This window comes from Streptomyces sp. NPDC001351 (genome assembly GCF_042896045.1).
Taxonomy (GTDB): domain Bacteria; phylum Actinomycetota; class Actinomycetes; order Streptomycetales; family Streptomycetaceae; genus Streptomyces.
On record NZ_JBIAWS010000013.1, the window covers coordinates 256,037 to 270,691 of the forward strand.

Here is a 14,655-nt window from a genome sequence, read left to right on the forward strand (position 1 = left end):
GCCGCAAATGTCACAGCCCCGCGCCCCGCACCCCTCAGGAAGTTTCCCCTTCCGCCAGCTTCAGTGCGTAGGCCGGCCACCATTCGCCCGCCTTGGGGCCGCCCCTGCAGGTGCCGTCCGACTCGCCTGGGCGCTTGACCCACAAGTAGGCGTCGACCAGCGGATCCGCTGTCTTCGTCGTCGGGGTCTCGCCCAGTTTGCGGCCGGGCGGGTTGCACCAGTTCTCGTCCGCCTTGCCCTCCGTGTAGGGGCCGTTGCCGTTGCGGCTGGTGTCGATGACGAAGTGTTTGTCGCCCACCTTTGCGGACAGCTGCTTGCCGTACGCGATGGAGTCCTGGGTGAAGTAGAAGTTGGAGACGTTGACCGAGAAGCCGTCTGCCTGAGTGACGCCCGCGCGCTGGAGGGGCTGGAAGATCTGGTCGGGGTGGCCCCAGCCGGCGTTGCCCGCGTCCAGGTAGACCTTGGTGTTCTTCAGGGACTTGAGCTTGCTGATGGCGTAGTTGAGGAGGCTGTAGCGCTCCTCCTGGAACCGGGACTGGGTGCAGCCGTCCACCAGGTGCAGTACGGCGTCCGGCTCGAGGATCACCATGGCCGCGCGGTCCCCGATGCCGGTGGCCACGCCGTCGATCCAGGCGCGGTAGGCGTTGCCGTCGGCCGCGCCGCCCTGGGAGTACTGGCCGCAGTCGCGGTGCGGGATGTTGTAGAGGACCAGCAGGGCCGTGCGGCCGGCCTTGTCGGCGGCCTCCGTGAAGCCCTGGGCCTCCGGCTCGGGGTTCTCCGGGCCGATCCACTCGCCGGTCGGCTGCTCGGCGATCTTGCGGATCTTCTCGGCTTCGGAGTCCTTGCCGGACTTTGCGTAGGCGGCGACCTGACGTGCCGCGTTGCCGTCCGGGTTGACCCAGAACGGGTCGCTGTCCTTGGGCTGCTGGGTGATCTTCGCGCCGGCGTTCTTGTCGTCGCCACCCCCGGATGAACATCCCGCGGCCAGCAGTGCCGCCCCCAGCACCACCGCGGAAGCCCTCATTCCGGCCCCCCTCATGCCGTACATCCAACTCCCCCTTGGCTGCACTGGTCCGAGTCTCAATCCTGACATACGGGCCGCCTCGCCCACGAGATCGCCCGGACCTTGTCGGCGAGCTGTTACAGCCATGGCCGGGGTGGTACGGCGGCACCCGGCCGGTCCGGAGGGTCGTCGTAGAACCCCTCGACGGACCGTCGGCCACCAGCACGTATGACGGAGAGCCACCGTAACGGAACCTGGCGTCATTCAGCCTCTAGGCTCTGGCGCTCATCCGTTCTACAGTCTTTCTACAGTCTTTTCAGACGGCCCCAGCCCCCGGCCGGTCCTTGCCACTGCGACTCCATGACCTCCCGCGCCGGTCGCCGGGTTACTCCCGCAACCCGTGCGCGCGCGGTTGAGGACCAGCCCGGCCGGCGGCTTCGGGGGGAGCAGGCCGCCGGCCGGGCCAGGTGCGGGAGGTCAGTGCCCGGTTCCCGTGAGGTAGGCCGAGACGATCACGTTCGCCGTGTAGCTGCCGCTGTCCCGGTCGAAGGCGCCCCCGCAGGTGATCAGCCGCAGCTCCGCGCGCCCCGGTCGGTGTGGTCCGTAGGCCTGCCGGGCGTCGAAGTGGTCGCGTTCCTGGATCTGGACGTCGTCGACGGTGAACTCGGCGACCTTGCCGTCGTCGCGGACGACCCGGACGCTCTGGCCGGGTCGTACGGAGCCCAGCTTGTAGAAGACGGCGGGCCGGGTCTCGGTGTCGAGGTGGCCCACCATCAGCGCGGCTCCGGCGGCGCCCGGCCGGGTCCCGGCCGCGTACCACCCGACGGCGGCCGCCTGGCCGAAGGGCGGCGGCTCGATCGCTCCCTGCCGGTCCAGGCCGCGGGGCATCACGGGCGCCCGGACGCCGAGGGCGGGAATGTCAATGCGCAGCGGCAGTGCGTCTCCGAGCGGGCGGGCGGCGGGCGGGAGTTCCGTGTCCGGCGGCCGTCCGACCGCGCCCATGTCACCGGCGGCGGGTGCGGACATGTCCTGCCGTACGTCGGTCAACTGCACACCCCACTGCCACAGCGCGAACAGCAGCACCGCCCAGGTCAGGCCCATCAGGAGGCGCCCCGAGCCGGAGGGGTGTTCGTCGTCGGACATGGGCTCAGTCCGTTCCGCGGCCCCGGCGCGCGCTCAGGACCGCGACGGCGCCCGCGGCCGCGGCCACGAGTACCAGCCCGGTCACCGCCTGCCCCGTGCCGGGTCCGGCCTCGCGGACGTCCACGGTGGCGAAGTGGGCCGTGCCGCCACCGCCCGCGTGGACGGGGGCGACGGGGGACGCGGCGAGGTGCGAGCCCGGCTGAGACGGGGACGGGGACGGGGACGGGGACGGGGACGGGGACGGGGACGGGGACACGACGGTGATCTTGGCCGTGGTGACGGCGCCCCCGCAGGTGACCTTCACGTCGTAGGAGCCGGGCTCGGCCGAGGCGCGGACACGGCTGCTACCGGTGAGCGTGCCGCCGGCGCCCGCGAGTCGCACGTCCGCGACGAACGCCCTGGACGCGGCGCTTCCCGCCTTCGCCGAGCACCCGGTCACCCGGAGCGCGACGTCCGCCCCCGGCGCGGGGGACGAGGGGCTCACAGAGATACCGGCTCCGCCCGCGTCGACCGCGTACACCGGCGGGGTGAAGGCGCAGACCGCCAGAGCCCCGGTACAGAGAGTGAGACGTAGTGAACCCATCGTGAAACCTCCAGATATCTGGAGACTCCCCCGCGGGCCGGGGCCCCGCATCCTCAGCGGGGCCGCATTGCTCCGAATGGGTCAAGCAGGGTTTCAGGGTTTCAGACCCGGTCGACGAGGTCCGCGATCGAGTCGACGACCTTGGACGGCCGGTACGGGAAGTCCTCGACCTGCTCGGGCCGGGTCAGCCCCGTGAGCACCAGGAACGTCTGCATTCCTGCCTCCATGCCGGCCAGTACGTCGGTGTCCATGCGGTCGCCGATCATCGCGCTGGTCTCGGAGTGCGCCCCGATGGCGTTGAGACCGGTCCGCATCATCAGCGGGTTGGGCTTGCCCGCGAAGTACGGCTTCTTGCCGGTCGCCTTGGTGATCAACGCGGCGACCGCGCCGGTGGCGGGCAGCGGGCCCTCGGTGGAGGGGCCGGTCTCGTCGGGGTTGGTGCAGATGAAGCGGGCACCGTCGTTGATCAGCCGTACGGCCTTGGTCATGGCCTCGAAGGAGTACGTCCGGGTCTCGCCGAGGACGACGTAGTCCGGCTCGTGGTCGGTGAGGATGTACCCGATGTCGTGCAGGGCGGTGGTCAGACCCGCCTCGCCGATGACGTAGGCCGAGCCGCCCGGCCGCTGGTCGTCCAGGAACTGGGCGGTGGCCAGGGCCGAGGTCCAGATGGACTCGACCGGCACGTCCAGACCCATGCGCCGCAGCCGGGCGTGCAGGTCGCGCGGGGTGTAGATCGAGTTGTTGGTGAGGACCAGGAAGGGCTTGCCGGACTCGCGCAGCTTCTTGAGGAAGTCGTCGGCGCCGGGGATCGGTACGCCCTCGTGGATGAGCACACCGTCCATGTCGGTGAGCCACGACTCGATGGGCCTGCGTTCTGCCATGTGCGGGATCTCCTGCCGTACGCATGTACGCGGTGCTGTGTGCGCCCCAGCGTAGACACTGGCCGGATCTTGGGGAATGGGCGTCTCAGCGGCGCCTGCGCTGTCTGCGGGCCAGCAGCAGCGCACCGCCGGTGACCAGGACCGCGGCGGCGGCGAGGGCGGCACCGGGGCCCCCGAGGCCGGTACGGGCGAGTTCGTCGGCGAAGGGGAGGCGGGGGGCGCGGCTGGGCGGAGTGGTGCCGGTTCCCGTGGTGGCGGGGCTGGGGGTGGGGCTCGCGTCGTTGTGGATGCGGAAGGCGTAGTCGTTGGACTGCCCGACCCAGTCGCCGTCGTCGCCCCTCCGCTGGACGACGGCGGCGTCGGCGGTGACCTGGTTGGGTGCCGCGTCGGAGGTGAGGGCGAGGCGGATCTTCACGGTGACGGTCCGTCGGGGGCCGACGGTGAAGCCGGGGAAGCCGTCGTCGAAGGGCCCGACCAGTTCGTCCTCGTCGGTGGTCTCGAAGCGGACCGGGTGCGGGTGGGTGCCGTCGTAGAACTCCAGGTGGGGCTGCGAGGGTGTCAGCTCGTGCCTGTCGTCGACGAGCACGATGACCGGGTGGATGTTCTCGCAGGTCCGGGTGGTGGTGTTGGTGAGGTCCAGATACCAGACGCCGTATCCGCCGCCCGCTTCGTAGGTGTCGGGGCCGCCGTGGATGCGGGTGGTGAGGGGGAAGCGGCGGGCGTCGGGGGCGACGCAGGTGGGAGCGTCGGCCGCATGCGCCGGGGGCGCCGCGGGGAACAGGGCGGCTGCGGCCAGGCAGAGGGAGACGGGCGTGCGGGGTCGCATGGACACGTGAGTCTGCCGGGGCCGGCGGGCGTGGGAGCGGTGCCGCTCCGTGCGGGGGGGGTCAGATCCGCTCGTTCAGCGCACGCGTGCGCGGGGCTGTAGCCGTGCGCGCGTGTGTTTCGCCCCCTCCGCCCCTTCCCTTCCCGTCCCTGGGAGCTGCGCCCCCAGCCCCCCCTTTCGGCCTGACGGCCTCGTCCTCAAACGCCGGACGGGCTGAGATTTCCAGCGCCGGACGGGTGAAAGATCAAGCCCCGGACGGGCTGAAGAGGCCTGCCAGGATCAGTTGTGCCGCCCCCTCGGCCACGCCGCCGGAGGCGAGCCGGACCGGTACCGGGTCATCACCGAGGCGGCCGGCGCGTTCGACGAGGACATTGCGCACCCCTCGCAGGAAGGCGTCCGGGGCGGCGGTGACGGTGCGGCCGCCGAGGAGTACGAGGTCGATGTCGAGCAGTGCGATCAGGTTGCCGGCGCCGATGCCGAGGACGTGCGCCGCCTCGTCGACCGCGCCGCGCGCCATCGCGTCCAGGCACAGCGCCTCGATGCAGCCGCGGTCGCCGCAGCCGCACGGCGGTCCGTCCAGCTGGACGACCTGGTGCCCGAACTCCCCGGCCCCGGTACGGGCCCCCCGGTGCACGGCGCCGCCGATGACGAGCCCGGCGCCGAGCCCCGTAGCGAGATGCAGATAGGCGAAGGAGCCGCTCTCGCCCCCGACGGCGAGTCCCAGCGCGGCCGCGTTGGTGTCCTTGTCGACGACGACCGGCCCCCCGAGCCGCCGCTGGAGCGCGTCCCGCAGGGGGAAGCCGTTCAACTCGGGGAATCCCGTCACGCGGTGCAGGACACCCCGGTTGTGGTCGAGCGGACCGGGGAGCGCGACGCCGACGCCGAGGACGGAACCGGCGCCCGAGTCCCCCGCCATGAGCGCGACCGCCTCCCCCGCCACCGCGGTGACGACGGCCTCGGCCCCCGCCCCCAGGTCCAGCGAGGTGTGCCGCTCACCCAGCACGGTCCCCGTGAGGTCGACCAGGACCGCCCGCAGTTCGTCGCGGTCCAGGTGCAGCCCGACGGCGTGGCCCGCCTCGGGCACCAGCCGCAGCACCGTAGGGGGCTTGCCTCCTGTCGAGGCCCTGCGACCCGCCTCCGTCGCCAGCCCCTCGTCCCGCAGCCGTGCGGTGATCTTGCTGACGGCCTGCGGGGTCAGCCCGGTCCGCTCCGCGAGCTCCAGCCGGCTGATGCCCTCATCCCCTGCCGTGCGCAGCAGATCGAGCACGAGCGCCGTGTTGTGGCTGCGCAGCACCGGCAGATTGACGCCGACGGAGCCCGCCATCCCCGCCCGTGCGGCCCCTGCTCCTGCCGCCGCGCCTGCGTTCGTCCTGTCCACGACTCCATTCTCCCCCGCTTGCACTTTGGCAACAGCGTTGCGAAAGTGGGGTGCATGACTCGCACCCCTCTGCGCGTGGGCCTCGTCGGCTACGGCCTCGCGGGCTCCGTCTTCCACGCCCCGCTGATCACCGCCACCGAGGGCCTCGTCCTCGACACGGTGGTCACCTCGAACCCGGAGCGGCAGCAGCAGGCCCGCGCCGAGTTCCCGGACGTACGGATCGCGGCCACCCCGGACGAGCTGTTCGAGCGCGCCGCAGAGGTGGACCTGATCGTCATCGCGTCCCCGAACAAGACGCATGTCCCGCTGGCGACCACCGCCCTGAAGGCCGGCCTTCCGGTGGTCGTCGACAAGCCCGTCGCGGGCACGGCGGCCGAGGCGCGCGAGCTGGCCGCCCTCGCCGAGGACCGCGGCCTGCTGCTCTCCGTCTACCAGAACCGCCGCTGGGACAACGACTTCCTGACCCTTCGCAAGCTGCTGGCCGAGGGCGAGTTGGGCGACGTATGGCGCTTCGAGTCCCGCTTCGAGCGCTGGCGTCCACAGCCGAAGGGCGGCTGGCGCGAGTCCGGCGACCCCGCAGAGATCGGAGGTCTGCTCTACGACCTCGGCAGCCATGTCGTCGACCAGGCGCTGGTCCTCTTCGGCCCGGCGGCACAGGTCTACGCCGAGTCGGACATCCGCCGCCCGGGCGCCGAGACGGACGACGACACGTTCATCGCCGTCACGCACACGAGCGGTGTCCGCTCCCACCTGTACGTCTCCGCGACGACCGCCCAACTCGGCCCGCGTTTCCGGGTACTGGGATCGAAGGCGGGTTACGTCAAGTACGGCCTCGACCCCCAGGAGGCGGCCCTGCGGGACGGCAGGCGTCCGCACACGACCGCCGACTGGGGCACCGAACCCGAGTCCCTCTGGGGCCGCGTGGGATCCGGCGACTCCCCGCTGACCGGAGGAGGCCGCGCCGAACCCACCCTCCCCGGCGACTATCCGGCCTACTATGCGGCCGTGACCAGGGCCCTCAACGACGACGGTCCCAACCCGGTGACCGCTCTGGAGGCGGCCGCCGCCCTCGATGTGCTCGAGGCGGCCCGCCGTTCGGCCCGCGACGGAGTGGCGGTGGCGCTGTGACGCACAACCAGGAGATCACCCCGAAGTTCCACCCGGAACTCACCCCGCCTCTGGAGGAACTGGAGGCGCAGGAACGGCACCTGGTCTTCAGCCAGTTCACCTACGAGGACGCGTGGGCGCTGGGCTGCCTGCTCGTGGAGCTGGCCCGCGAGCGCCAGGCCCCGGTCGCGATCGACATCCACCGCGCGGGCCAGCAGCTCTTCCACGCGGCGCTGCCCGGATCGACCCCGGACAACGACGCCTGGATCGCCCGCAAGCGCCGCGTGGTCGAACGCTACGGCTCCGCCTCCTACCTGGTGGGCGCCCGCTTCCGAGCCAAGGGCACCACCTTCGAGGACTCCTCCCGCCTGGACCCCGACGAGTACGCGGCCCACGGCGGCTCCTTCCCGATCAACGTCCTGGGCGTGGGCGTCGTCGGCGCGGTGACGGTCTCCGGCCTCCCTCAACTGGCAGACCACCGCTTCGTGGTGGAGGCCTTGGAGGAATTCCTGCACAAGAGCTGACGCTTTCAGGGCCGCGGGTAACTGCACGTTTTAGGGGCGCGGGGAACTGCGCGAGCAACCACGACGCACCCGCGGTCGCCGACAAAGCGCAGTCCCCCACCCCTTCAGGCGTCTTTGAACTCCTGCCGCTGCCGCCCGAGCCCCGAAATCTCCAGCTCCACAACATCCCCGCCCCGCAGATACGGCTTCGGCTCAGGCTCACCCATGGCAACCCCCGCCGGCGTCCCGGTATTGATCACATCCCCCGGATACAAGGTCATGAACTGGCTGACGTACCGCACGACCTCCGCCACGGAGAAGATCTGCTCAGCCGTGGTCCCGTCCTGCTTCAACGCCCCGTTGACCCACAGCTTCAACGACAGATCCTGCGGATCACCCACCTCGTCCGCCGTCACCAACCACGGCCCCAGCGGATTGAACGTCTCGCAGTTCTTCCCCTTGTCCCAGGTCCCGCCCCGCTCGATCTGGAACTCCCGCTCGGACACGTCGTGCGCGACGGCGTATCCGGCGACGTACGCCAGCGGGTCCTCGTCGTCCGACAGATACCGGGCCGTACGCCCGATGACGACGGCCAGTTCGACCTCCCAGTCGGTCTTCACCGACCTGCGGGGGACCAGCACCGTGTCGTAGGGCCCGACCACCGTGTCCGCCGCCTTGAAGAAGATCACCGGCTCGGCGGGCGGCTCGGCCCCGGTCTCGCGGGCGTGGTCGTGGTAGTTCAGCCCGATGCACACGATCTTGCCGATCCGCCCCACCGGCGGCCCGACCCGCAGCCCGGTGGCATCCAGCGCGGGCAGCTCGCCGGCGTCGGCGGCGGCGCGGATCCGGCCGAGCGCCTCGTCGTCGGCGAGCAATGTCCCGTCGATGTCGGTCACGACACCGGACAGGTCCCGCAGAACCCCCTCGGCGTCGAGCAGCGCAGGCGTCTCCGCTCCCGCCGTACCGACTCGCAGCAGCTTCATGATCACTTTCTCCCTCGATCGCGGGGCGTCCGACCGATGGGTGCAGCCATCGGAGGACTGGTCGATCCTCCAAGGTCACCGTCCAGTCCGCAATACCCGGTTCACGGACTGGACCGTAACCGCCGGCTCAGGAGTACAGGGCCGCCCGCTCGACCGCGCTCCACGCCGTACTGGTGACCACGTACAGCGCGGCGGCCAGCGGCACCACCGCCACCGTGAACAACGTGAAGAAGGACATGAACGGCATCACCTTGCTGACGGCGCCGAGCCCGGGCACCGACTCGCCGTCCTGCACGGGGAGGGGGTTGTTGGCGGCCATCATCCGCTTGGTGCGCCGGTAGTTGAAGACGGCCACGACAGCGACCACGGCGAACAGTCCGAGATAGACCAGCCCCGCACCCCCGAACATCCCACCGCCCCCGAGGGCGTCCGCCCACCGTCCGCCCAGCGGAGCGGCCAGCAGCTGGTGCGTGAGCAGTTCGTTCGCCTGTCCGCCGATGCTCGTGCTGGAGAACAGGTGGTACAGCAGGAAGAACGCCGGCAGCTGCAGCAGGGAGGGCAGGCACCCGGACACCGGTGACACCTTCTCCTCGGCATGCAGTTCCAGCACCGCCTTCTGGAGCTTCTCGGGCTCCTTCTTGTGCTGCTTCCGCAGCTCGGCGATCTTCGGCTGCAGTGCGGTCCGGGCCTTCTGCCCGCGGGCGGCGGCCCGGGACAGGGGATGCACGAGCAGTCGTACGAGAGCGGTGAACAGGACGATGGCGGCGGCCGCCGCCGAGGCGCCGAACAGCGGCTGGAGCAGGTCGGCGAAGTGTCCGACCAGGTCGGCGAAGACAGAAAAAACGGACATGGGTGAGCCCTCCGGGGGTCTCGTCGTGCCGGTACTGGGACAGGGCGGCATGACGACCCGCGCGGGGCCTGCTCCGTGTGTGAGTGAGCCCTACGCGGCGGTCGCCGGAAGGGCGGATCCGGGGGCTCGGGGCCGGGTGCGGCCCTTGGCGTCGGGATCGCGTTGCGGCAGGAACGCCGTACGGCGGGCACGGTCGCGGATGGCCGTACGCACCCGCGTGGGCGGCACCGCGGGCGCGCAGCGCGCGGCGAGCAGGGCGCAGGCGGCGAGCGCGGAGCCGGCCGCGGCGGTCGCGGCGAGCGCGACGGTGGCGGTGAGGCTGCCGGTGTCGAGCAGCGCGACCTGGAGGACGAGCAGCGGGAGCAGCAGTACGGCGACGGGACGCAGCGACATCCGGCTGCGGATCATGACTGCCCCCTCCTGTGCGTACGTACTGCCACTCGCCTGTTCGGTTCGTATGCCTCGGTTATACCTGACCGCTCTCGACGGGCAGTTCCAGGGGCTGCAACAGCCTCCGTGGCCTGAGCAGCGCCCGGCTGACCGGATCCGCCGGGTCCGGATCGAGTCCGGGTCCCGGCTCCATGAGGACGTCCTCGACGGGTACGACGGCCCCGCAGGCGGGGCATTCGCCGTACGGCCCGAGTTCGGTGCCGCAGATGGCGTGCCGGAAGTAGCGCAGCTGGGTCTCGGCGAAGTGCTCGCGGCCCCAGAGGCCGAGGGAGCGGAGGGTCGGCCACAGGGCGATACCGCGCTCGGTGATGACGTACTCGTCCCGTGGCGGCGACTCCTGGTAGCGCCGCTTCTCCAGGATCCCCTCCGCCGTCAGCGACTGGAGGCGGGCGGCGAGGACCGCGCGCGGGATGCCGAGGTGGCCGAGGAAGTCGTTGTAGCGGCGCACGCCGTAGAGCGCGTCGCGGATGACGAGCAGCGTCCACCGTTCGCCGACGATCTCCAGCGCGCGGGCGATGGAGCACTCCTGTGTCGCGTAGTCCTTGCCGAGTGCCATGGCGTCCACTGTAACCATTTTTCGCGAGCTTGGTTCAATGACCGAACCTGCGGTGCTACGGTTCAGGACATGACTAGGTTCAATGAACGAACCACGACCGAGGTCGACACGCCGAGCACGCCCGGTACGCCGAGTACAAAGACACCGCCCCTTGCGGAGGCGCCCCCGCACCCCCGCGCCACCCTCGCCCTGACCAGCGCGGCAACGGCCGTGACCCTCATGACGTACACCGCCCCGGTGGTCACGCTCCGGGACACGGCGATCGCCCTGCACACCCCGCTCTCCGCACAGGCCTGGCTGATCAACGGCACTCCGCTGGGCCTCGCCGCGCTCCTCCTGGTCGCCGGCAGCCTGGCGGACGACTACGGCCGCCGCCGGATCTTCCTCATCGGCACCCTCGCCCTCGGCATCACCACGGCCCTCGGCGCCCTGGCCTCCTCCACGCTGCAGTTCACGCTGGCCCGGATAGCGCAGGGCGCGGCCAGCGCGGCGATCCTGGCGAGCAGCCTGGGCCTGCTGGTGCACGCCTTCCCGACCCCACGCGGACGACTGCACGCGACCGGCGTGTGGGGAGCCTTCGTGAGCGGCGGCATCGCGGCGGGGCCCCTCGTCGCGGGCGCGATGCCCGACTGGCGGGTGGCATACGGCGTGCTGGGCGCGGCGGCGGTGATCGTGGCGGCCCTGGGGACGCGTACGTTGACCGAATCCCGCTCACCGAGGGGCGGCCGCCCGGACATCCTGGGCGCACTGACCTTCGGCCTGGCCCTGGTGTCCCTGGTCGCCGCGCTCACGCTCGGCCGGGACGGCTGGCTGCGACCCGAGGTGGGCCTGCTGTTCCTGGCGGCCGTGGTGCTGGTGGCCGTGTTCGCGCTGGTGGAGCACCGCACCACGACCCCGATGATCGACCTGGGTCTGCTGCGCCGCCCCGGCTTCCTGGCCTCGTCCGCGGGCGGCCTGTTCACGGGCCTCGCGGTGATCGGCCTGTTCAGCTTCCTGCCGGTCCTGTTCCAGCAGGCGCTCGGCCTGTCCCCCATGGACACGGCCTGGCTGTTCCTGCTCTGGTCCGGCCTGTCCTTCACGGTGGCGCTGCAGGCGAAGCGCCTCGCGGGCCGCGTCCCGCCCCGCCACCAGCTGGCCGTCGGCTTCGCCCTGCACGCGGCGGGCGTCCTGACGATGCTCGGCGCGATCGACTCGGGTTCCTGGCAGCGCCTCCTGCCCGGCCTGATCCTGGGCGGCATCGGCAGCGGCCTGCTGAACGCCGCCCTGCCCCTGCTGTCGGTGGAATCGGTGCCGGCGGCCCGCGCGGCCATGGGGTCGGGCGCCCAGCAGACCTTCCGCTACATCGGCTCCTGCGCGGGCGTCGCGCTGACGATCGCGATCGTGACGTCCTCGGGCGGGGGCCTGGGGCACGGAGCGAACATCGCGCTGCTGGTGTCCGCGGGCCTGGCGCTGTCGGCCGCGGTGGCGGTGCTGGTGCTGCGCGAGCGGAACCGAGCCGTCTAGGCCCGAGGCCGCATCGACACCAGCTTCCCCCACACCACCAGCCGGTACCTCGACGTGTACTCCGGGGTGCAGGTCGTCAGCGTGATGTAGTACCCGGGCTCGGAGTACCCGCGGCCGGGCTCGACGATCGAGCGGGGAATCGGGCGTACGACACCCGAGTCACCGGCCGAGGTCTGCGGGAGCGTCTTGTCGACGGCGTAGATGTAGGTCGCCGTCTTCGTCTCGACCTCCACGAGGTCCTTCGCCCGCAGCCGGTTGATGTACCGGAACGGCTCCCCGTGCGTGTTCCGGTGCCCCGCGAGCGCGAAGTTGCCCGCCTGGCCGGGCTGCCCGGTGCCGCGGTAGTGGCCGACGTACCCCTTGTTGAGGACGTCCTGCTTGCTGACGCCCTCGGCGACCGGGACGCGCAGACCCAGGCGGGGGATGATGAGGATGGCGTAGGCCTGGGACCAGGAGGGGCGGGGCTGCCTGACGGTGGCCGCCTGTTGGCTGTGACGGGTGCCGGTACGCGGCTGGGTCGTCGCGGCCGGAACGGACGTACCCGAGTCGTCGCCTTTGTCAGTGGCCCCGTCACCCCACTCGCGCTCCAGCGCCTCCACCTTGCGCTCGGCGCCGCGCTTGGCCTCCCGGTTGGTCCACCACAGCTGGTGGACGACGAGCAGCAGGAGCACGAGGCCCGCGGTGACGAGGAGTTCGCCGCCGGTCCACAGCGCACGTCGGCGGCGGGCGCGCTGCCGCCGGGTGGTGTGCTGCACGACGGGAACGCGCATCCGTACGCCTCCTTCACCGGGCCGCCCGCACGATAGGGGCCGGAGGCCGAAGTCACCAGACCCGCACGGCACCGGCCGTGAGACAGCCGTGGGACAGCCGTGGGACAGGCGTGGGACAGCCGTACGACAGGGACTGTTCGTGACTTCGTACAGAGGTTTTAGAAAGGGCTGGCACAACCCTCGACAACCCCACCCGTCACACCCGATGCTTCCCTCCAGTGACCTGACGGGCCAGGTCCCAGCGAAGGCGGAGAAGCCATGATCCGACGCAGAACCCTGCTGACCGCAGCGGGCGGCACCCTCCTCGGCAGCGCTCTCGCGACCGGCACCGCACGCGCGGACGCCACGATCGCCGTCAACCCCGGGACCTCGTACGGCACCTGGGAGGGCTGGGGCACCTCCCTGGCCTGGTGGGCCAATGTGTTCGGCGCGCGGGACGACTTCGCCGACATCTTCTTCACCACCAAGTCCACGACGTACAACGGCACCTCACTCCCCGGCCTGGGCCTGAACATCGCCCGTTACAACCTGGGCGCATGCAGTTCGAACACGGTGAACGGCGAGAGCATGGTCGCCTCCCCCAACATCCCGGCGTTCAAGCAGATCGAGGGCTACTGGCAGGACTGGAACAACGAGGACCCGACGTCCTCGGCGTGGAAGTGGACGGCGGACGCCACCCAGCGCGCGATGCTGACGAAGGCCGTGGCCCGCGGCGCGACCACCGAGCTGTTCGCCAACTCCCCCATGTGGTGGATGTGCCTGAACCACAACCCGTCCGGCGCCTCCGACGGCGGCAACAACCTCCAGTCCTGGAACTACCGCCAGCACGCCTCCCACCTGGCGGCGGTGGCCCTCTACGCGAAGAACAACTGGGGCGTGAACTTCGCGACGGTCGAGGCCTTCAACGAGCCCAGCTCCAGTTGGTGGACGGCGACGGGCACGCAAGAGGGCTGCCACATCGACTCAACGGTCCAGTCCGCCGTACTCCCTTACCTCCGGAGCGAGTTGGACAAGCGTGGCCTGACGTCGACGAAGATCTCGGCCTCGGACGAGACGAACTACGACCTCGCCCGCACGACCTGGAACTCCTTCTCGTCGACGACGAAGGGCTATGTGAACCGGGTCAACGTCCACGGCTACCAGGGCTCGGGCGGACGCAGGGATCTGCTGTACACCGATGTCGTGACGACGGCCGGCAAGGCCCTGTGGAACTCGGAGACCGGCGACAACGACGGCACCGGCTACACCCTCGCCTTCAACCTCCTCTACGACTTCCGCTGGCTGCACCCCACCGCCTGGGTCTACTGGCAGGTCATGGACCCGTCCACGAACTGGGCGATGATCGCGTACGACGCGAGCACGCTGCAGGCGGGCGCGGTGCAGACGAAGTACTACACGATGGCCCAGTTCAGCCGGCACATCCGCCCCGGCATGAAGATCCTCGACACGGGCGTGAGCAACGCGGTCGCGGCCTACGACTCGAGCGCGAAGCGCCTGGTGATCGTGGCGCTGAACACGTCGTCGTCTTCCCAGACCTTCACCTTCGACCTCTCCAACTTCAGCACGGTGACGGGTGGTTCGGGCGGCCTGGTCCCCCGCTGGAACACGGTGACGACGGGCGGGGACCTGTACAAGGCGTACTCCGACACGTTCCTGAACGGGAAGTCGGTCTCGGTGTCGCTGGCGGGGAAGGCGGTGCAGACCTTGCAGATCGACGGGGTGACGATCTGACGTCCTCACCGCCGTCCACTCCCTCTGGGCGGATGCCGGCCGGGCTGGTCGCGCTCGCGCTCGGCGGTTTCGAGATCGGGATCGGGATCGGCCTGACGGAATTCGTGATCGCGCGGCTCCTGCCACAGGTGGGCCGGAGCCTCGCCGTGTCGGAGGCCGCGGCGGGCTGGCTGATCTCCGGTTACGCCCTGACCGTCGCGGTGGGCGCGACAGCGCTGACGGCAGCGACGGTCAGGCTGCTCCGCAGGCCGGTCCTCACGGGCTTGGCCGTCCTCTCCACCCTCGCCCCCCGGGGGGGGTGCTTCTATCTGTTCGGTCAAGGTCTGTGGGCTTGGTCAGGCTGTTTGTTCGTGCCCGGGTTGGTAGAGGGTGCGGTGCTTGAGCATGG

At 70.9% G+C, this 14,655-nt stretch carries 15 protein-coding genes and 1 pseudogene; 5 read left to right on the forward strand and 11 right to left on the reverse strand.

Going from position 1 to position 14,655, the window contains the following annotated elements:
- Window positions 1-34: 34 nt before the first annotated feature.
- From ACFY1U_RS38525 to ACFY1U_RS38550, 6 genes are all read right to left on the reverse strand, one after another.
- Window positions 35-1,048 (reverse strand): glycoside hydrolase family 6 protein, encoded by a 1,014-nt coding sequence (locus ACFY1U_RS38525; protein WP_390698702.1) that lies wholly within the window; start codon window positions 1,046-1,048, stop codon window positions 35-37.
- Window positions 1,049-1,480: 432 nt separating this feature from the next.
- Window positions 1,481-2,146: a class F sortase gene (locus ACFY1U_RS38530; RefSeq protein WP_390698703.1), complete on the reverse strand. Its 666-nt coding sequence runs from the start codon at window positions 2,144-2,146 to the stop codon at window positions 1,481-1,483.
- Between the two features lie 4 nt (window positions 2,147-2,150).
- The gene (locus ACFY1U_RS38535) at window positions 2,151-2,729 is read right to left on the reverse strand and encodes a hypothetical protein (RefSeq protein ID WP_390698704.1); all 579 of its coding nucleotides are present in this window, start codon (window positions 2,727-2,729) and stop codon (window positions 2,151-2,153) included.
- 101 nt (window positions 2,730-2,830) lie between these two features.
- Complete coding sequence (locus ACFY1U_RS38540; RefSeq protein WP_390698705.1) at window positions 2,831-3,610, reverse strand: HAD-IIA family hydrolase; 780 nt, start codon at window positions 3,608-3,610, stop codon at window positions 2,831-2,833.
- Between the two features lie 85 nt (window positions 3,611-3,695).
- Window positions 3,696-4,436, reverse strand: coding sequence for a hypothetical protein (locus ACFY1U_RS38545; RefSeq protein WP_390698706.1), 741 nt, complete (start codon window positions 4,434-4,436; stop codon window positions 3,696-3,698).
- A 244-nt stretch (window positions 4,437-4,680) separates the two neighbouring features.
- Window positions 4,681-5,760 carry an ROK family protein gene (locus ACFY1U_RS38550; RefSeq protein WP_390698721.1) on the reverse strand — a complete coding sequence of 360 codons (1,080 nt, stop codon included), beginning with the start codon at window positions 5,758-5,760 and terminating at the stop codon, window positions 4,681-4,683.
- A gap of 108 nt (window positions 5,761-5,868) precedes the next feature.
- Between ACFY1U_RS38550 and ACFY1U_RS38555 the strand changes: the two genes are divergently transcribed.
- Complete coding sequence (locus ACFY1U_RS38555; protein ID WP_390698707.1) at window positions 5,869-6,942, forward strand: Gfo/Idh/MocA family oxidoreductase; 1,074 nt, start codon at window positions 5,869-5,871, stop codon at window positions 6,940-6,942.
- Window positions 6,939-7,445 carry a heme-degrading domain-containing protein gene (locus ACFY1U_RS38560; protein ID WP_390698708.1) on the forward strand — a complete coding sequence of 169 codons (507 nt, stop codon included), beginning with the start codon at window positions 6,939-6,941 and terminating at the stop codon, window positions 7,443-7,445. Before ACFY1U_RS38555 ends, ACFY1U_RS38560 begins: the two co-directional genes overlap by 4 nt.
- A 104-nt stretch (window positions 7,446-7,549) precedes the next feature.
- On the opposite strand, the gene ACFY1U_RS38565 is transcribed toward ACFY1U_RS38560, so the two are convergent.
- The 4 genes from ACFY1U_RS38565 to ACFY1U_RS38580 all read right to left on the reverse strand — a co-directional run bounded on the left by ACFY1U_RS38565 (window position 7,550) and on the right by ACFY1U_RS38580 (window position 10,263).
- Window positions 7,550-8,407 (reverse strand): fumarylacetoacetate hydrolase family protein, encoded by an 858-nt coding sequence (locus tag ACFY1U_RS38565; protein WP_390698709.1) that lies wholly within the window; start codon window positions 8,405-8,407, stop codon window positions 7,550-7,552.
- A gap of 127 nt (window positions 8,408-8,534) precedes the next feature.
- On the reverse strand, window positions 8,535-9,257 hold the full coding sequence (locus ACFY1U_RS38570; RefSeq protein WP_390698710.1) for a YidC/Oxa1 family membrane protein insertase: 723 nt from the start codon (window positions 9,255-9,257) through the stop codon (window positions 8,535-8,537).
- A 90-nt stretch (window positions 9,258-9,347) separates the two neighbouring features.
- A complete protein-coding gene (locus tag ACFY1U_RS38575; RefSeq protein ID WP_390698711.1) occupies window positions 9,348-9,665 on the reverse strand; it encodes a DUF6412 domain-containing protein in 318 nt (105 codons plus the stop codon).
- A gap of 58 nt (window positions 9,666-9,723) precedes the next feature.
- Complete coding sequence (locus tag ACFY1U_RS38580) at window positions 9,724-10,263, reverse strand: winged helix-turn-helix transcriptional regulator (protein ID WP_390698712.1); 540 nt, start codon at window positions 10,261-10,263, stop codon at window positions 9,724-9,726.
- 69 nt (window positions 10,264-10,332) lie between these two features.
- On the opposite strand from ACFY1U_RS38580, the gene ACFY1U_RS38585 reads away from it, so the two are divergent.
- Window positions 10,333-11,766 (forward strand): MFS transporter, encoded by a 1,434-nt coding sequence (locus tag ACFY1U_RS38585; RefSeq protein ID WP_390698713.1) that lies wholly within the window; start codon window positions 10,333-10,335, stop codon window positions 11,764-11,766.
- Here the strand turns inward: ACFY1U_RS38585 and ACFY1U_RS38590 are convergent.
- Window positions 11,763-12,536: a class E sortase gene (locus ACFY1U_RS38590; protein WP_390698714.1), complete on the reverse strand. Its 774-nt coding sequence runs from the start codon at window positions 12,534-12,536 to the stop codon at window positions 11,763-11,765. The two genes, ACFY1U_RS38585 and ACFY1U_RS38590, sit on opposite strands and share 4 nt — an antisense overlap.
- Before the next feature lie 258 nt (window positions 12,537-12,794).
- Between ACFY1U_RS38590 and ACFY1U_RS38595 the strand changes: the two genes are divergently transcribed.
- Both ACFY1U_RS38595 and ACFY1U_RS38600 read left to right on the forward strand, forming a co-directional pair.
- On the forward strand, window positions 12,795-14,267 hold the full coding sequence (locus ACFY1U_RS38595; protein WP_390698715.1) for a beta-1,6-galactanase: 1,473 nt from the start codon (window positions 12,795-12,797) through the stop codon (window positions 14,265-14,267).
- 32 nt (window positions 14,268-14,299) lie between these two features.
- Window positions 14,300-14,655, forward strand: a pseudogene (locus ACFY1U_RS38600) (hypothetical protein); the annotation flags it as partial.